16 protein-coding genes are annotated in these 16,554 nt (G+C 57.2%); 8 read left to right on the top strand and 8 right to left on the bottom strand.

From position 1 onward, the window contains the following. Window positions 1-25: 25 nt before the first annotated feature. The 6 genes from VEB01_RS07365 to VEB01_RS07340 form a co-directional block, all read right to left on the bottom strand. Window positions 26-256, bottom strand: coding sequence for a coiled-coil domain-containing protein (locus VEB01_RS07365; RefSeq protein ID WP_324874160.1), 231 nt, complete (start codon window positions 254-256; stop codon window positions 26-28). Between the two features lie 105 nt (window positions 257-361). After that, a complete protein-coding gene (gene fliT, locus VEB01_RS07360) occupies window positions 362-706 on the bottom strand; it encodes a flagellar protein FliT (protein ID WP_324874158.1) in 345 nt (114 codons plus the stop codon). 16 nt (window positions 707-722) lie between these two features. Beyond that, window positions 723-1,151, bottom strand: coding sequence for a flagellar export chaperone FliS (gene fliS, locus VEB01_RS07355; RefSeq protein WP_324874156.1), 429 nt, complete (start codon window positions 1,149-1,151; stop codon window positions 723-725). Between the two features lie 17 nt (window positions 1,152-1,168). Then, window positions 1,169-3,220 carry a flagellar filament capping protein FliD gene (gene fliD / locus VEB01_RS07350; protein WP_324874154.1) on the bottom strand — a complete coding sequence of 684 codons (2,052 nt, stop codon included), beginning with the start codon at window positions 3,218-3,220 and terminating at the stop codon, window positions 1,169-1,171. A gap of 119 nt (window positions 3,221-3,339) precedes the next feature. Beyond that, window positions 3,340-3,777, bottom strand: coding sequence for a flagellar protein FlaG (locus VEB01_RS07345; protein ID WP_324874152.1), 438 nt, complete (start codon window positions 3,775-3,777; stop codon window positions 3,340-3,342). 76 nt (window positions 3,778-3,853) lie between these two features. Next, window positions 3,854-5,362 (bottom strand): flagellin N-terminal helical domain-containing protein, encoded by a 1,509-nt coding sequence (locus VEB01_RS07340; protein ID WP_324874150.1) that lies wholly within the window; start codon window positions 5,360-5,362, stop codon window positions 3,854-3,856. Window positions 5,363-5,568: 206 nt separating this feature from the next. On the opposite strand from VEB01_RS07340, the gene VEB01_RS07335 reads away from it, so the two are divergent. Both VEB01_RS07335 and vapC read left to right on the top strand, forming a co-directional pair. Beyond that, window positions 5,569-5,772 carry a type II toxin-antitoxin system VapB family antitoxin gene (locus VEB01_RS07335; RefSeq protein WP_324874147.1) on the top strand — a complete coding sequence of 68 codons (204 nt, stop codon included), beginning with the start codon at window positions 5,569-5,571 and terminating at the stop codon, window positions 5,770-5,772. A 2-nt stretch (window positions 5,773-5,774) separates the two neighbouring features. Then, window positions 5,775-6,173 carry a type II toxin-antitoxin system VapC family toxin gene (vapC, locus tag VEB01_RS07330; RefSeq protein WP_324874145.1) on the top strand — a complete coding sequence of 133 codons (399 nt, stop codon included), beginning with the start codon at window positions 5,775-5,777 and terminating at the stop codon, window positions 6,171-6,173. A gap of 23 nt (window positions 6,174-6,196) precedes the next feature. Here vapC and VEB01_RS07325 read toward each other — a convergent pair whose 3' ends face one another. Both VEB01_RS07325 and VEB01_RS07320 read right to left on the bottom strand, forming a co-directional pair. Further along, a complete protein-coding gene (locus VEB01_RS07325; protein ID WP_324874143.1) occupies window positions 6,197-6,901 on the bottom strand; it encodes a TMEM165/GDT1 family protein in 705 nt (234 codons plus the stop codon). Between the two features lie 11 nt (window positions 6,902-6,912). Next, window positions 6,913-7,839: a ZIP family metal transporter gene (locus VEB01_RS07320; RefSeq protein WP_324874141.1), complete on the bottom strand. Its 927-nt coding sequence runs from the start codon at window positions 7,837-7,839 to the stop codon at window positions 6,913-6,915. 256 nt (window positions 7,840-8,095) lie between these two features. Between VEB01_RS07320 and surE the strand changes: the two genes are divergently transcribed. The 6 genes from surE (at window position 8,096) to VEB01_RS07290 (ending at window position 16,416) form a co-directional block, all read left to right on the top strand. Beyond that, complete coding sequence (surE, locus tag VEB01_RS07315; RefSeq protein WP_324874139.1) at window positions 8,096-8,851, top strand: 5'/3'-nucleotidase SurE; 756 nt, start codon at window positions 8,096-8,098, stop codon at window positions 8,849-8,851. Then, the gene (locus VEB01_RS07310) at window positions 8,848-9,507 is read left to right on the top strand and encodes a protein-L-isoaspartate(D-aspartate) O-methyltransferase (protein ID WP_324874137.1); all 660 of its coding nucleotides are present in this window, start codon (window positions 8,848-8,850) and stop codon (window positions 9,505-9,507) included. The genes surE and VEB01_RS07310 overlap by 4 nt, the downstream gene beginning before the upstream one ends. A gap of 29 nt (window positions 9,508-9,536) precedes the next feature. Further along, a complete protein-coding gene (locus tag VEB01_RS07305) occupies window positions 9,537-10,139 on the top strand; it encodes a DedA family protein (protein WP_324874135.1) in 603 nt (200 codons plus the stop codon). A gap of 8 nt (window positions 10,140-10,147) precedes the next feature. Further along, window positions 10,148-11,344, top strand: coding sequence for an iron-containing alcohol dehydrogenase (locus VEB01_RS07300; protein WP_324874134.1), 1,197 nt, complete (start codon window positions 10,148-10,150; stop codon window positions 11,342-11,344). A gap of 7 nt (window positions 11,345-11,351) precedes the next feature. After that, a complete protein-coding gene (locus VEB01_RS07295; protein WP_324874132.1) occupies window positions 11,352-14,030 on the top strand; it encodes a bifunctional acetate--CoA ligase family protein/GNAT family N-acetyltransferase in 2,679 nt (892 codons plus the stop codon). 76 nt (window positions 14,031-14,106) lie between these two features. Beyond that, the gene (locus tag VEB01_RS07290; RefSeq protein ID WP_324874130.1) at window positions 14,107-16,416 is read left to right on the top strand and encodes a Tex family protein; all 2,310 of its coding nucleotides are present in this window, start codon (window positions 14,107-14,109) and stop codon (window positions 16,414-16,416) included. Window positions 16,417-16,554 lie beyond the last annotated feature (138 nt).

Below are 16,554 nucleotides of genomic sequence, written 5' to 3'. Positions count from 1 at the left end.
CCGGTGTTGATGCCGCGGCCTGGACTTACAAAATCTTGTCCAAAGTTGCCACGATGCCCACCGCGGCAATCATCATACCGCCCGGCTTACTGGTCAGGCGATACTCGAGTTCTCTCAAATCCTGCTTGGTCGCCAACTCCGCTTCGCCTTGAGCTTCCTTGAAAGCATCGGCCATTGCTTCGGCCTGTTCCTCGGTAAATCCGGACTCCTTCAGGCGACGAACAAACTTGTGCGTGTCAAACGTGATTGACGTCATAGCCAAACCTTCCGCCCGCAGTTTGACAAATTTTCCGGGAAGGCGCTATGCCGATACAACATTCTCTCGACCATGTAGAAGTTATCTACTTCGTCAGGCGCTTTTTTACCCTGGCGACGAACACTCATTTTCAGCCGACCAATAGACCTGCTCTCCTTGCCGTGAATTTCTGAGCATGCGCAGTTCCTGAGCGGCTCGATCCCGTTCGGCCTCGGCCAAAGAGATAACCACCTTATCGACGGTCTGCACTTGCTCGATCACTCGAGTCAACAAGGCCACATCGTGGTCGCTGAGATCGGCCGAAGAAAACAGCTTCTCCATCACTGGCATCCGTTCCCTTTCAAGCCGCTCCACCTCTTCCCACTCCATGACCTCGGCCGCCATCAGCATCGAACGACACAATCCGAGAAGTCCCTCGACTTCGAGCGCTAAAGCTGACAAGTCCTCCATGTCCCCGATCAGAACATTAGCGGCTGGCCGCTGCCGGCCGGCTCTCAACACTGTTCGGAACGGTATCTCGAATCGCTTCCCAGGCGCTCTTGATGTCCTTTACGAGACCGCCGATTTCGTCCAGCGCACTCTGATCATTTTTCGCGCTGGCATGAAACAGGCGCTCCGTGATGTAGGTGTAGAGCCGATCCAGATTTGCCGCGATTTCGCCGCCTTTTTCAAGATCTAAGCAAGCCTGCAGGTAGCCGACAATTCCGATTGCACGGCTGATAGCCTGGCCTTTTTCAGCGAGAGCGCCTCTTTGCAGAGATCCCTTAGCGATGGCAATTTTTTCGTTAAGTCCATTGAAGAGCATGATTACGAGGGCATGAGGATCGGCGTACTCGACACTCGCCTGCACATTGGTCTGCCGATATTGGTTCAACGCAAATTGAGCGGGTCTCATTGTGTATTACCTCTTTTTTATTTCTTGTTTTGGTTACTCAGCGGCAAAGTAGCTAACTGCTGTCCCAAATAGCTACTAACGGCCTGAAAACGACCCAAAAGTAAATCCATCCTATTAAATCGGTCCAAAAGGCGTTTTTCGAGATCGCTCATTCGGCTCTCCAAACTCTCTCGACTTTCCAGAATTTTGTCGAGACTCTTTTGCAGGCCATCAGTACGCGACTTTATGGCGCCTTTGCTGTCAAGCAACCCGGACAACACTTTATCCAGTCGCTCTATCAAGCCACGCGAGAAATTAACTTCCCCTCGATCACCAGTTTTGGTATCCGAGATAAGAAGCTTGAGCCCCTGGGCATCGCCTGTTGTTCCTGTCAGCTCTTGCCCTTCGCCCGTGGCTTGCAAGCCCCCAATACTTCCGGCAACATCCTTGCCACCGGTGTTATCCGTCAAGCTAGAGCCTACCCTTAAACCCAAGGTCGCCTCACTATTGATATCGGCCTGAGTGATCTCCACTTGAGAGGCTGAGCCATAGTTTTTGGATTGAATGACAAATCGATTGGTACCACTGTCATAGTTCACGCCAACTGAAAGTCCTTTGGCTTTCAGTGCGCTGTCACCATTGATGCGGGACTGAATCTCGGCCGCCAGGGTCGCATGATTGCTATAAGTCGCTTGCGTCAAAGTAATATCTGCCGATAAAACCCCGTCGACTTTGATCTTGAAAGTATCGTTATCGGCGTCCACAACTAATGAATTAACCGTGCCGCCATTCAGAAACCCTTGTGTGGCTGCCTGGGTGATATTGACCGCATATGTGCCCGGCTTGGTATCGGCAGTATTGCCGGAATATACAATCCCAGAATCCGTGGGCCGACCGATGGCTGCGAACAAACCGGCCACGCTGCTTCGATCCAAGGCTAGTGCTTGGTTGAGCTTGCTGCTGTCCAGACTAAGGGTCCCATCCCTTTGCGTACGGATTCCGATGTCTGCCAAGGTTTTCATCGAGCCTTCAAGGCCTTGGACAAATCTCCCCAACTCGGAACGAAGCTGCGCCATACCGCCGCGTACCGTCGGATCGCCCTGTAAAATCCCGCCCGCTTTCTGGGCAGCGTCATAGCCGGTTAAGCTCCGGTCTGTCTTTGCCAATTCATTAAAGCCTTTTACAAATCCTTCTATAAGCTTTTTGATGTCGTCGTTGCTCTGGCTGATCGACACATTGACGAGTTTCCCCGGTTGAGCCGATTGGAGATTTAATGTCACCCCTTTAAGCGCATCTTTAATGGTATTGCTCGAACTGCTGACTTCAAGCCCATTGATAGCGATCTTCGCGTCCAACGCGGGCTGAGTCTGCTGCAGATTAACGGCCGATGCGTCAAAAGACAGAACCGATAAGCCCGAGGCATCGATCGAATTACCGTCATTGTCGGTTACGCTGATTTGCAAGCTATTCTCGACGCCGCCGTCGCTAGAATTCAGCACGAGGCGAGAACCACCGCTGTCGCTGACAATGGCAGCGGTCACTCCTGTCTTGGCGTTGTTAATGGCGTCTCGGATACCGCTCAAGGTGTTGTTGGTAGAGTCAATCGTGAGGGTCAGCGTGCCTTTGTCGGGATTCTGGGTAAACCCGTTATAGCTGCCTGGGACGCCACCCGCCGGCGGCGTATAGTCGGTCGTGCCGAATTTCAGGGTTAAAGTCCCGGTTCCGACCACGGCATTGGCCGATGCGAAGTAGCTAGTTGCCAGGGCATGACTCTGCGCAAGCTGTTTGACTTCGATCTTGTAATTACCCAGATCGGCATTGCTTTCCGCCGAGGCGCTGACAATGCTGCTGTCACTGGAGGTCGCGTTGATCTTTTGAAAGTTACTGAGGTTTTTCAGCGCTGAGAGGCTATCCCGAAAAGTCGATAAAGCGCTCTTGAAATTTCCGAACGAGGAAATCTTGGATTGAATCTCGGCTTCCTGCCGATCCAAGCGAGACGAGATCGGTGCCCGTTCCGCCTGCACCAATTGGCTGACCATGCTGGATATATTGAGGCCAGACCCGAGACCAGTCGATGTGATACGTTCCATCAAATCCTCCGCTTTACCTGTTCGCTCTTTTCTAAAGGGCGTATCTCTGCGTCATTCACACTTACTTAATCAATATCAGCCGAGCCAATTCATCATAAGAATCGCCAAACTATCCAAGTTTAGACTTTTTCTTTTAATAACATGCCTTTGAATCCGTCCTTGAACTCATCCAATTGTTTGGCCAGCCTCAAAATCTCTTCCGATGGAATCTGGCGAATAAGCTCATGAGTCTCGGCATCCTTAACTTGCACTATCGTTCGCCCCGAATCTTCGTCGAGGGAAAACTGAACCGTCCTCCGCACCATTTGAAAAAATTCGTTGAAATTGTGCACGGCATGGGCGACGTCATCCTTTCGTTCCTCACCGTCCTTTCCCGAAGACGCAAACGCCTCGGCGGCTAAAGACGGGAGAACCACCCTGACCGTATGAACCTGATCTACCGACCCGGAACTTCCCGCCGCAGCCACGGTTTCAGCACTCACCTCGTCCGCCGTCGGGCGACGTACCATGTTCGGCTTTAGAGCCTGTACATTGCTTAACGCTGTCGGGGCTTCCATATTGATCTCCTATTGCTCGAAAAAGAAAGCGGGAACGCCTGAGTGCTCCCGCTTTCCGGTTTAACCAGCCCGAAAATTAACCCCGGAGCAGCGAGAGCACGTTCTGGGTCGAGGAATTCGCCTGTGCCAACATTGCGGTGCCGGCCTGCTGTAGAATCTGATTCCGACTCAATTCGGCAGTCTCAGCCGCGAAATCGGCGTCAAATACACGACTTTTTGCTGCGCTTATATTCTGCGAAGTCACCTGCATGTTGGCTACCGCGGAGCTAAAGCGGTTTTGGACAGCACCCAGCGTTGCACGGAGATCGTCGACGAAAGCGAGTGCGCCATCAATGGACTTGATGGCCGAGTTTGCCCCCGACTGAGTACCGACGCTAACGCTCGCCACTGCGCTTAGAGAGCTTGCGTTCGTTGCTGCACTAAACAAGGTGCCCGTGGCGCTTGTGCTGACAGTGTACGAGCTTGCGGAGTTAAACATTAGGGTTCCAACCGCTTTACTCGAGTCTGTTCCCACGGCTGCGCCTAAAGTAGCAGCGGCACCTTCTGTTGCCCCGGTATCGGCATTCACGCCTTGAAACGCGATAGTACCGCCTGCACCGGCGCTATTTAGGAAGTCCTCAACGACGATGTCGTAGCCTTCCGCTTGGCTTAACGTGATCGAGCTTCTCGTAGCATCCAGTTCTGCCGTGATACCCGTACTTGCCGCAGCACCATTGATGGCATCCGCCAGCGAGGTTAGATCACCTGCGTTGGAGACAGTTGCGGAGATTGCAACGGCGCTGCTGTTCGAACCATACAAATTGAACGTCAAGGTACCCGCAGCGGCTAGACCGGAAAGAGTCGCCTTAGTTAGTGCAGTTGCACTCACGCCCGTAGATGCCGTGGCGTTATTGACTGCTGTGGCAATTGCGTTCGCGGAATCATTGTTTGCTACAGACAGAGCCGCTGACCCTATGCTGCCGGTAACCGTTACAGTCTGTGCCGCAACACGGTTGAGAGCAGTCAGAGCGGTTTTATCAGCACTTGCAGCCGCTGCCTCTACTGCGGTTCCCGTTGTATTGGTCAGGCTGTTTGACCCGATATTGGTTGCTTTGCTGTTTCCGATCGAGAAACTAATCGTCTGATCGGCATACGCGCCGACTTGGAATTTTGCGCTTGTGAATGAGCCGTCCAGCAGATTCTTTCCGTTGAATTGAGTCTGTGTGGCGATACGGGTGATCTCCTGCTGCAACTGAGACACTTCCTTTTGAAGCGAAGCCCGGTCTGTTGCGGTGTTGGTATCGTTTGCCGATTGTACGGAGAGCTCTCGCATCCGCTGAAGCGCGTTCGTGACCTCGCTTAGGGCGCCTTCCGCGACCTGAGCGATGGAAACCCCGTCGTTGGCATTTCGAGCGGCCTGATTTAAGCCTTTAATTTGAGCCGTCATACGATCAGCGATGGCCAGACCGGCTGCGTCGTCTTTTGCGCTATTAATGCGCAATCCGGATGATAAGCGCTCCATCGCCGTCTGCATGCCGACAGATGACTTCGCCAACTGGCGCTGAGCGTTAACCGAGGAAATATTGGTATTGATTACTTGGGACATGATCGTCTCCTTCAACTTTAGGATTTTTCAATTCGACGAGCTCAAGGGCATCAGCGCTGTGCATTCAACTCTCATAAGGGTTATCGGACGCCACGGAGGAAACTTTAAAGTTTTTTCTGTCGACCTTTAATGTGGTCAAGATATGCCGCTCCCCATGGGTTCGCCTCTGACACAGCGCTACAATACACTTCAGGAGGTGTATTGATATGCGCACGAATATCATCCTTAACGATGAACTGGTCAAAGAGGCTTTTAAATATTCCGATGCCAAAACCAAGCGTGAACTGGTCGATCGGGCGCTCCGAGAGTTCGTAGCCAACCGTAAACGGAGGGATATTCGGGACCTGATCGGTACAGTGGAAATCGACCCGAACTACGATTACAAGAAACTGCGTACCGAACAGGACTAAACATGTATCTGGTGGATACCTCGGTATGGATCGATCTTCTGCGACGAAACGAAACTCGCGCTGTGGAACAGTTCCACCGAATACTGGAACGCGGTGTGCCGTATGGACTGTGTAGTCTGATCTATCAGGAAGTATTACAGGGGGCGCGCAGAAATGAAGACTTCGAGCGGCTGCAGGATTACTTGAGCAGCCAGCGCTTTTATCATCCCAAAGACACCATATCAACCTATGCCGAAGCCGCTCGTATTTATTTTCGATGCCGGCGAGAGGGCATTACGATCCGCTCGACTACCGATTGCCTGATCGCTCAGATAGCCATCGAACATGACCTAATTCTCTTGAACAACGATAGGGACTTTGAGCAAATCGCAAAAGTGGTGAAGGATTTGAATCTGGCCTGACCAGTACGCTGGTCGAATATGCGCTACGAAAATAGTGCTCGAACTGTCGAGATCAATCGATCGAAGCCGTTTTGAAGCCAGCCCGCTAGCTCCTGGGGCAGGATTCTGGATGCCGCAAAAGCCGCGAACCCCAAGAACAGCAAACCGCTGGCGATATGCAGAGCCCGCTGCGAAATCCTCCGCAGCAAAATGGCCCCGGCCCAAATACCCACAGCCGACGTCGCGCCCAAAGCCAAGGTCGCACCGAACCAGACCGGCACGGGCGGAGCTGCCGCACCTAAGCCCGCCACCGCCAATTGAGTTTTATCGCCGAATTCGGCGAAGAAAATCATCAGGAATGTCGTCAAAAAGATCCCGTGACCGCTTTTTTCCTTGACCGCTTCATCTTCTTCCTCCTTAAAAAGCAAGGCTTTCACGCCAAAGACCGCAAACAAGACGGCTACGGTTAGCGACACCAAGGATTCGGGCAACCATCGCGCAGCCGCCGCGCCGAACGACACGGCGACCAGATTCAAGACGGCAAACGCGAGCACGGCTCCAAACAGAATGGGCCAGTGCCGGTGCCGCGCCGCCAGAGTCATGCATACTAATTGGCTTTTGTCGCCGAACTCGGCCGCTGCGACCAAAGCAAAAGCGGTGCCGGAAGACGCCCACCACCGCGCCCAGTCGATTGCCGGCAGATTTCGATCGAGCCACGTCGGCAGCTCGTTAAATAGATTACAGGGCATATGGCAAGTCTTCAGGTCGTCAGCAGATTATCGAGGATCATCATAATGATGAAGCCGAACACCAGCGCGAAGGTCGCGTAGCGGGCCTTGCCCTGAGATTGGGTCTCGGGAATGATGTCATCGCTGATGACGAACAGCATGGCCCCGGCCGCCAACGCCATACCGATGGGCAACAACGGCAAAAACATCGTGACCGCGGCAACCCCGAGGAAACCGCCGACCGGCTCAATCAAGCCCGTCAAGGTCGCTATCAATACCGCCTGTTGCCGCCGGTAACCCAACGCCACCAGCGGCAAGGCTACCGCCAAGCCTTCAGGGATATTCTGCAACCCGATGGCAATCGCCAGGGCGGCGCCGTTGTGCCAGTCGCCGGAACCGAAACTCACGCCGACGGCCATGCCTTCCGGGAGGTTATGCATGACGATCGCGGCGATAAAGAGCCAAATCTTTCGCAGCGAGTCGAAGGTTTCTCCGCTCTCGCCGAGAAACCGTTCATATGGCAGCCAGTTGTCCGCCAATACGAGAAAGACCGCACCGACCAAGACACCCGCCGCAACCACATAAACACCGTACCCCGGCCAGAGCTGATTGCCATGCTGGATTCCCGGCACGATGAGCGAGAACGCGGTGGCCGCCAGCATCACACCGGCCGCTCCACCCAGCATCAAGTACAGGGTTCTCCGGGAAACCTCCTTGAACAGGAGCGCGGGCAAAGCACCGAAACCCGTGGCCAATCCCGCCAATATGCTGGCGAAGGCCCCCATGGCGATGATCGGATCGACAAAGAAATAAATAATGACCAGAAATAAGGTCGTCAGGAATGTGATCGAGCTGACCCGAATCAGATTCTTAGCCAGCGGCGGCAGGAGAACGTATTTTTGATAGAGGACAGAGCCACGGAGCTTCTCTGCCAGAATATTCAAACCTTGCGAGTTCATCGGACGGAATCCTTCGTGCGGTATGTTCGGATGGAGGGTCGTGAGGCGCCGAATATCAAGCTTTAGACGGCGCGAAAAGCCGTGCAATGGTCGAAGATTCGCTGACGAGCGTCAAGGCGGAGTTGAGAATGCCGCCTCTCCCCCACACCCGAACCGCTCATCGCACCCGTGGAAGCTAAGCTGTATCGGCCATCAGCCGATGCCCCGACGGCCCCGGTTCTTGTGTAAAATGCTCCGGAAAGGGGGAGCACGCCTAATGCATATTTTGTTGAGCAACGACGACGGTTATTCCGCCCAAGGATTGATCGCCTTGGCGAACGCACTAGGGCGACAGGCACGACTGACGGTTGTCGCCCCCGAGAGAAATCGCAGCGGCGCGAGCAATTCGCTGACATTGGACAGACCCCTGCGCGTCAGCCGAACCGAGAGCGGCTTCATCAAGGTCGACGGCACCCCTACCGATTGCGTACACCTGGCCATCACGGGATTGTTGGAAGACGAGCCGGACATGGTATTCGCCGGCATCAATCACGGTTCGAACCTGGGTGATGACGTCATCTACTCCGGCACCGTGGCGGCGGCGACGGAAGGCCGCTTCTTGGGACTCCCGGCGGTCGCGATCTCTTTGGCGTCGAGCAATCCGCAGCACTTCGACACGGCGGCTCAAGTGGCGGTCACTTTGCTCAGACAGATCCAAGAGCACCCTCTGCCGTCGGATACTATACTGAATGTCAACGTGCCCGATGTTCCCTTGAGCGAACTCCGTGGCTTCCAGTCCGCTCGCCTGGGCCAGCGGCACAAGGCGGAACCCGTGATCCGGACGACCGACCCGCGCGGGCGCGAGATCTACTGGGTCGGCTCCGCGGGCCCGGAACAGGACGCGGGCCCCGGCACCGACTTTTACGCCATACGCAACAATTACGTGTCCGTCACTCCTTTGCAAATCGATTTGACCCGTTACGAAAGTCTTCAGCGACTGGCCGACTGGCTTCCGCGCGAGGTTGTTCCATGAACCGTCGTCTTCAGGGTATCGGCATGACCTCCCGTAGAACCCGGGAGCGCATGGTCAGCCGTTTGAAGGAACAAGGGATCGGCAACCAGTCCGTCCTCTCGGTCATGCTGGAAACGCCCCGGCATATCTTCGTCGAAGAGGCCTTCGCCAGCCGCGCTTACGAAGACACGGCGCTCCCGATCGGATTCAACCAGACGATTTCCCAGCCTTACATCGTGGCTCGCATGACCGAGCTGCTGCTGGAAAAAGGTCCGCTGGATAAAGTGCTCGAAGTCGGCACCGGTTCCGGCTATCAGACCGCCGTGTTGGCGCAACTGGTGAAGCGGGTCCATTCGGTGGAGCGCATTTATCCCCTCCAGCAGCGCGCCCGCCGCTGCCTTCAAGATCTCCACCTGCGCAACGTGCGCCTGAAACACTGCGACGGCGGCTGGGGCTGGGACGATTATGCGCCCTACCACGGCATCATCGTTACCGCCGCACCGTCCGAACTGCCCCAGCCGTTGCTGGACCAGATGGCGCGGGGCGGCGTCATGGTCATCCCGATCGGCGACGGACGCGAGCAGTTTCTGCAACGGGTCACGCGCATGGAAGTCGGTTTCCAAGTGGAAATCGTCGAACCCGTTAGCTTCGTGCCGCTGCAAGGCGGATTGCTCTAAAAGACAGGCCTCTCTTTAAGGATCTCCCGATGCACGAACTGATCAACTGGCTGGTGACCACCATCGGCGCGATGGGCTATACCGGAATTTTCCTGCTGATGGCCATGGAAAGCTCGGTTTTTCCCATTCCCAGCGAAATCGTCATGCCGCCTGCGGGCTATCTTGCTCAGCAGGGCAAGATGAATATGGCCTTGGTGATCCTCAGCGGAACGTTTGGCAGCCTCGTCGGGGCTTACGCCAATTATTTCGTCGCGCGCTGGCTGGGCAGGCCGCTCTTGATCAGATACGGCAAATATGTCTGGATTACCGAGGAGCATTTCAACCGCGTTGAGAAATTTTTCCTGTCGCATGGTGAAATTTCCACCTTTATCGGCCGTCTCTTGCCCGTGGTGCGGCATCTGATCTCCTTGCCGGCGGGCCTCGCGAACATGAATCATCTCAAGTTCACCTTTTACACGCTGCTCGGGGCGGCGATCTGGGTATCCGTGCTGAGCTGGATCGGGTATTTCATCGGCGAAAACCGGGAGCTGATCATGCGTTACTCCCGTCACGCCGTAGTTGACGTGATCATCTTCAGCATTCTTCTGGTAGGGATTTATATCGCAATCCAGCGACGAAAAGCCCGAAGCTAGACGCATCCATGAATATTCCCGCCTTTTCCTGTTCTCGCCTTCCTCGCATTCTCTTCGGTTCCGGCCAGTTCGCTGAACTGCCGGATCTGGCTCGATCTTATGGGCAAAAAGCGCTGCTCATAACCGGGGCACGCTCCTTCCGCTCGTCGCCACGCTGGAATTGGTTGGCGGAACGGCTAGCCGACCACGGCATGAGCTTCGAGCATCTGGCCGTCAGCGACGAGCCCACGCCGGAACTGGTGGACAATGCCGTAACCGCCTTTCATGGCCGGCATATCGACCTGGTGATCGCGATCGGAGGCGGCAGCGTGCTGGATGCGGCCAAGGCCATCGCGGGACTGTTGCCCCACGGCAATTCGGTCATGGATCATCTCGAAGGCGTCGGCCGCAACATTCCGTACACGGGGCCGGCCACGCCTTTTATCGCCGTGCCCACGACCGCCGGCACCGGCAGCGAAGCCACCAAGAACGCGGTCTTGAGCGTGCGCGGCGAGAACGGTTTCAAAAAGTCGTTCCGGCACGATGCCCTTGTCCCTGAATACGCGATCGTCGATCCCGAGCTGCTGGACACTTGCCCGCCGGATCTCATTGCCGCCGACGGCATGGACGCGTTCACGCAGTTGCTGGAATCCTACGTTTCCGCCCGCGCCAACCCGATGACCGATGCTCTCGCGAAAAGCGGCATGGAAGCATTTCGCGACGGCTTCTTCGCGGCCTGTAAAGGCGGCGACGAGGAACTGGCCCGAGCCGGACGCAGCGCCATCGCTTATGCCTCGCTCATGTCCGGCATCACCCTGGCGCAGGCCGGGCTCGGCTCCGTGCATGGACTCGCCGCACCGCTGGGCGCCTTCTATCCGATCCCCCATGGCCTCGCCTGCGGTACCCTGCTCGCCGAAGCCACGGCCATGAATATCCGCACTCTACGGGAGAGAGCGCCGGAAAGTCCGGCTTTAAGGAAATACGCCGGTGTTGCCGAACTGCTTACCGGCCACAATTTTAGAACCGAAGAGGATGCCTGCGCCGCGCTGATCGAACGACTGCACGATTGGACCGCACGACTCGATCTGAAGCGCCTCGGCGATTTCGGCGTGAAGTCGGCGCACATCGCCAAAATTGTCGCCAACGCCCGCGGCACCAGCATGCAGACTAATCCCGTCTTGCTGACCGACGGTGAAGTCGGAGAAATCCTGCTCGCCAGACTCTAAAGCAGATATGGCACATCATTATCTCGAACATCTGTTCAGCCCCGAGTCCATCGCCGTGTTCGGAGCCAGCGAGCTATCCGACTCGGTTGGTGCCCGTATCTACCAAAATCTTCTTGAAGGCGGCTTTAAAGGGCCGATTTATCCGATCAACCCGAAGTATCAACTGGTCCGGGATCAGGTGTGTTTCACCTCGATCGAGGACGTGAAAAATCACGTTGATTTAGCGATCATCGCCACGCCTGCCGCCACCGTTCCCCTCATCATCCGCGCCTGCGGCCAGCAGGGCGTCAAAGCCGCCATTGTGCTGTCGGCGGGCTTCGGGGAACAGGAAGGTGCCGGTCAAATGCTGGAGCGGGCATTGCTGGACGAGGCAAAGCATTACGGGATTCGGATACTCGGTCCCAATTGCCTGGGGCTCATGCGGCCTTCGATCGGCCTCAACGCCACGTTCAGCAACAACAGCGCACAGCCCGGCTCGCTTGCCCTCGTCTCCCAATCGGGAGCGCTCTGCACCGCGATCCTCGATTGGGCCAGCGCGCATCGCATCGGATTCTCGACCATGGTGTCTCTGGGCGCCAGCGCCGATGTCGGTTTCGGGGATATCCTCGACTATCTCGCCCTCGATCCGGAAACCCGCAGCATCCTGATGTACGTGGAAGGCGTGCGCAATGCCAGGCGCTTCATGAGCGGCCTGCGGGCCGCGGCGCGCATGAAGCCGGTGATCGTGATAAAGGCGGGTCGCCATGCCGAAGGCTCCCGCGCGGCACTGTCCCATACCGGCGCCCTAGTCGGTTCGGACGACGTGTTCGACGCCGCGCTGCAAAGGGCCGGCGTGGTTCGGGCAACCACCATCGAGCAACTTTTCGCAGCCGCTCAGCTCCTGGCGACCCAGCACCGCGTTAAAGGCGACCGTCTCGTCATCGTCACCAACGCGGGCGGGCCGGGCGTCATGGCAACCGACCGGGCTGTCGAGCAGGGCATCCGACTCGCCGAATTGAGCGGGCCAACCCTTAACAAACTGAACGAGGTGCTGCCCAAACAGTGGTCGCACAACAATCCCGTCGATGTCTTGGGTGACGCTACGCCCGAACGGTATCAGGCGGCTGTCGAGATCTGCCTGAATGACGAGAGCGTGGACGGCGCTCTGGTGCTGCTCACGCCTCAGGCCATGACCGACCCCACGTCAGCCGCCGAGGCCGTCATCCGCGCCGCCGAACCCAGCCACAAACCGGTTCTCACCTGTTGGCTGGGTAAAACCCACGTACAGGAGGGGCGCGAGTTATTTACCAAGCATCAGATCCCCACCTTCTCTAATCCCGAGAGCGCCCTCGAAGCATTCGGTTATCTGGCGGAATATCACCGCAGCCAGCAAATGCTAATGCAGGCGCCGGGGCCGTTGGCCTCGCACCAGCCGCCTGATCTGGCCGGCGCCCGCCTCATCATCGAGGGAGCTCTGGCGGAACGGCGGACGCTCTTGTCCTCGCTCGAGACCCGCGCCGTGCTGCGCGCCTTCGACATACCCGTGCCCCCGGCGCTCAATGCCCATTCGCCCAACGAAGCCTTGTCGGCGGCCGAATACCTCGGTTTTCCGGTGGTGCTAAAAATCCTGTCGCCGGACATCACTCACAAATCGGACGTCGATGGCGTGCGGCTTAATATCAGTAGCGCGCAGACGGTGCGGAATGCGTATAACGATCTGGTCTCGACGGTGCATGCCCGGAAACCGGACGCTCGAATCGAGGGTGTCACGGTCGAAAAGATGTACCGCAACCGTAACGGCCGCGAATTGCTCGTCGGCGTGGTCGACGATCCGATTTTCGGTCCCGTTGTGAGTTTCGGCGCCGGCGGTACGGCGGTGGAAATTCTCAGGGACCGAACGGTTGCCCTGCCCCCGCTCAACGAGCATATCGCTCAGACGAGGATCGGCCAGACCCGCGTGGCGCGACTGCTCGGGCCGTTCCGCAATCTCCCGCCGGTCAATCAGAATGCGATTGTGCAAGTGTTGTTGCGGCTTTCGGAGATGGTCTGTGAACTCCCCGAAATCAAGGAACTGGACATCAACCCGCTGGTGGCGGACGATCAAGGCGTATTCGCCCTGGATGCCCGCATCGTGGTGCGCGAGCCGCAGCCGGGACGCCGGCCTTATGGGCACATGGCCATCCATCCCTATCCCGGTCATCTGGTCAGACAGTACCAGCTCGCCGACGGCACCAACATCACCATCCGGCCGATCCGCCCCGAAGATGCGGAAATCGAGAAACGCTTCGTAAAACAGCTTTCTCCCGAGGCCAAGTTCTTCCGCTTCATGAACTCCTTACAGGAATTGAGTCAGGACATGCTGATCCGTTTGACTCAACTGGATTACGACCGCGAACTGGCGCTCGTCGCCATCGTTGATTCCGGGGCCGAAGAAACAGAGATCGGCGTGGCGCGCTATTTTACCAATCCGGATGGCGAGACCGCCGAGTTCGCTTTGGTGGTGGCGGACGAGTGGCAGCACCGTGGCCTCGGTACGCGGCTCATGTCCTGCCTGATCGACGCCGCGCGAGAGAGGGGGCTTAGATTGTTGGTGGGCGAGGTCTTGGCGAACAACGTCAAGATGCTCGGTCTGATGAAACGGCTGGCATTCGCCTGCCGCGCCAAAGCGGATGATTCCGCCATTGTAATGGTCGAAAGGCCGCTGTAATTCCGCCGGCGGATTTTTCAAGACACCCGCGAGTTTACTGCTAAAATCCCCCGCTTTTCGCCTTCGAGGTTTGCCGATGAACATCATCGCCCGCATCGCCGAGGAGCTCGGCGTCAGAGAAAGACAGGTCCAGGCGGCCGTGGACTTGCTGGACGAAGGGGCTACGGTACCTTTCATCGCGCGCTACCGCAAAGAAGCGACAGACGGCTTGGATGATACTCAGCTCAGGACCTTGGAAGTTCGGCTGGCTTATCTCCGCGAACTTGAAGACCGTCGGCAGACCGTCTTGGACAGCATCCGCGAGCAAGGCAAGCTGACCCCGGAGCTGGAGCAAGCCATCCTCGCCGCCGATACCAAAACCCTGCTGGAAGACCTTTATCTGCCCTATAAGCCCAAGCGGCGCACCAAGGCCCAGATTGCCCGGGAGGCCGGGCTCGAACCTTTGGCCGATGCCTTGTTGGGCGATCCGTCCCTGGTACCCGATACCGAGGCGCAGAAATACATCGATGCGGAGAAAGGCGTTCCCGACGCGGCGGCGGCGCTGGAAGGCGCACGGCAAATCCTCATGGAGCGATTCGCCGAACAGGCTGGGCTTTTGGCCGAGCTGCGCGAAAGAATTTGGAACGAGGGTATTCTCGCTTCAGCCGTAGTCGAGGGGAAAGAACAGGCCGGGGCGAAGTTCAGGGATTATTTCGATTTCGCGGAGCCCATCGCGAAGATTCCGTCCCATCGCGCGTTGGCGCTGTTCCGGGGACGCAACGAGGACGTGTTGGACCTCGTCTTGAAAGTGGGCAAGGATGAAGACGCCGCGCACATCGCCTCAGAAAGCCTAATCGCGCGGACTTTTGGCATTGCCGATAAAGGGCGGCCCGCGGACCGCTGGCTGTCGGACACGGTGCATTACGCCTGGAAAGTCAAAATCCTGACCCGCATTGAACTCGACCTCAAACAGCGCCTCCGCGAAGCCGCCGAAGCCGAGGCGATTCAAGTCTTCGCCAAAAACCTCAAGGACTTGCTGCTCGCGGCCCCGGCCGGCCCGCGCACCACCATGGGCCTGGACCCGGGACTTCGCACCGGCGTCAAAGTGGCGGTGGTGGACAAAACCGGCAAGCTGCTGGAAACGGCGACGATTTATCCCCATGTGCCGCAAAATCAGTGGGATCAATCGATTGCAGTGCTGGCCCGGCTGATCGAGAAGCATGGCGTGGAATTGGTCGCCACGGGCAACGGCACCGCGTCCCGCGAGACCGATCAGTTGGTAAGCGACCTCATCAAGCGCCATCCGAAGCTGAGCATCACCAAGGTAATGGTTTCGGAGGCGGGGGCGTCGGTCTACTCGGCTTCCGAACTCGCAAGCAAGGAATTCCCGGACCTCGACGTCTCCCTGCGCGGAGCCGTTTCGATCGCCCGCCGCTTGCAGGACCCGCTGGCCGAACTGGTGAAAATCGAGCCCAAAGCCATCGGCGTCGGCCAGTACCAGCACGACGTGAATCAGTCGCAGCTCTCCAGAAGCCTGGACGCCGTGGTGGAGGATTGCGTGAACGCCGTGGGCGTCGACGTGAACACAGCTTCGGCATCGCTCCTGCGCTACATTTCCGGGCTGTCCCAGAGCATCAGCCAGAACATCGTCGAATACCGCAACCAGAACGGCGCCTTCGCCAGCCGGGAAGACCTCAAAAAAGTGCCGCGCCTCGGGGAAAAAACCTTTGAACAAGCGGCGGGATTTCTCCGCATCATGAACGGGAACAACCCGCTCGACGCCTCGGCCGTGCATCCCGAGGCCTATCCGGTGGTGGAGCGCATCATCGGCACCACCGGCAAGGACATCCGAGAATTGCTCGGTAATGCGGCGTTCCTCCGGGGCGTCAACGCCGAAACCTATACTAACGAGCGCTTCGGCCTCCCAACCGTCACCGATATCCTGCGCGAGCTGGAGAAACCAGGCCGCGACCCGCGTCCGGAGTTCAAGACCGCGCAATTCAAGGAAGGCATCGACAAGATCGGAGACCTACAACCCGGCATGATGCTCGAAGGCGTCGTCACCAATGTCACCAATTTCGGCGCTTTCGTGGACATCGGCGTGCACCAGGACGGTCTGGTCCACATCTCGCACTTATCCGACAAGTTCGTCAAAGATCCCCGCGAAGTGGTCAAAGCCGGAGACGTGGTGAAGGTAAAGGTGCTGGAGGTGGATGTCCCCCGGCGCCGCATCGGTTTGTCGATGAAAAAGGATGCCGCAGCCGCACCTCGGTCGGAGCGCGATTCATCGAGCCTCGCGAATAGGACTGCTGATCCTAGAGCCAAAAAGCCTCGGCAGGAATCGTCTCCCAAACCTCAGAATGCGATGGCCGAGGCGATGGCCAAAGCACTCTTGAAAGGCGGCTAATTCCATTTTTCAATCTATAGTGCATTAATAATCCAAGACCAGGCGGTGATGGAATAGACGCGTGCGGGATCGTTTTCGAGATCTCGCAAGGCGTGCTCCAAGTGGTCTTCCAAAGCATCAAGGCTGTCAAAGACCCGG

The organism is Methylocaldum sp. (assembly GCF_035627495.1).
Classification (GTDB): Bacteria; Pseudomonadota; Gammaproteobacteria; order Methylococcales; family Methylococcaceae; genus Methylocaldum.
This window is presented reverse-complemented; position numbering and strand designations above follow the sequence as displayed.

Excerpts from the sequence above, each read along its gene's own strand:
- VEB01_RS07365 (WP_324874160.1), bottom strand. The coding sequence starts at position 256 with ATGACGTCAATCACGTTTGACACGCACAAGTTTGTTCGTCGCCTGAAG.
- VEB01_RS07320 (WP_324874141.1), bottom strand. The coding sequence starts at position 7,839 with ATGAACTCGCAAGGTTTGAATATTCTGGCAGAGAAGCTCCGTGGCTCT.
- VEB01_RS07290 (WP_324874130.1), top strand. The coding sequence starts at position 14,107 with ATGAACATCATCGCCCGCATCGCCGAGGAGCTCGGCGTCAGAGAAAGA.
- VEB01_RS07310 (WP_324874137.1), top strand. The coding sequence starts at position 8,848 with ATGAACCGTCGTCTTCAGGGTATCGGCATGACCTCCCGTAGAACCCGG.
- VEB01_RS07335 (WP_324874147.1), top strand. The coding sequence starts at position 5,569 with ATGCGCACGAATATCATCCTTAACGATGAACTGGTCAAAGAGGCTTTT.
- VEB01_RS07295 (WP_324874132.1), top strand. The coding sequence starts at position 11,352 with ATGGCACATCATTATCTCGAACATCTGTTCAGCCCCGAGTCCATCGCC.
- vapC (WP_324874145.1), top strand. The coding sequence starts at position 5,775 with ATGTATCTGGTGGATACCTCGGTATGGATCGATCTTCTGCGACGAAAC.
- fliD (WP_324874154.1), bottom strand. The coding sequence starts at position 3,220 with ATGGAACGTATCACATCGACTGGTCTCGGGTCTGGCCTCAATATATCC.
- fliT (WP_324874158.1), bottom strand. The coding sequence starts at position 706 with ATGGAGGACTTGTCAGCTTTAGCGCTCGAAGTCGAGGGACTTCTCGGA.
- fliS (WP_324874156.1), bottom strand. The coding sequence starts at position 1,151 with ATGAGACCCGCTCAATTTGCGTTGAACCAATATCGGCAGACCAATGTG.
- VEB01_RS07340 (WP_324874150.1), bottom strand. The coding sequence starts at position 5,362 with ATGTCCCAAGTAATCAATACCAATATTTCCTCGGTTAACGCTCAGCGC.
- VEB01_RS07325 (WP_324874143.1), bottom strand. The coding sequence starts at position 6,901 with ATGCCCTGTAATCTATTTAACGAGCTGCCGACGTGGCTCGATCGAAAT.
- VEB01_RS07305 (WP_324874135.1), top strand. The coding sequence starts at position 9,537 with ATGCACGAACTGATCAACTGGCTGGTGACCACCATCGGCGCGATGGGC.
- surE (WP_324874139.1), top strand. The coding sequence starts at position 8,096 with ATGCATATTTTGTTGAGCAACGACGACGGTTATTCCGCCCAAGGATTG.
- VEB01_RS07345 (WP_324874152.1), bottom strand. The coding sequence starts at position 3,777 with ATGGAAGCCCCGACAGCGTTAAGCAATGTACAGGCTCTAAAGCCGAAC.
- VEB01_RS07300 (WP_324874134.1), top strand. The coding sequence starts at position 10,148 with ATGAATATTCCCGCCTTTTCCTGTTCTCGCCTTCCTCGCATTCTCTTC.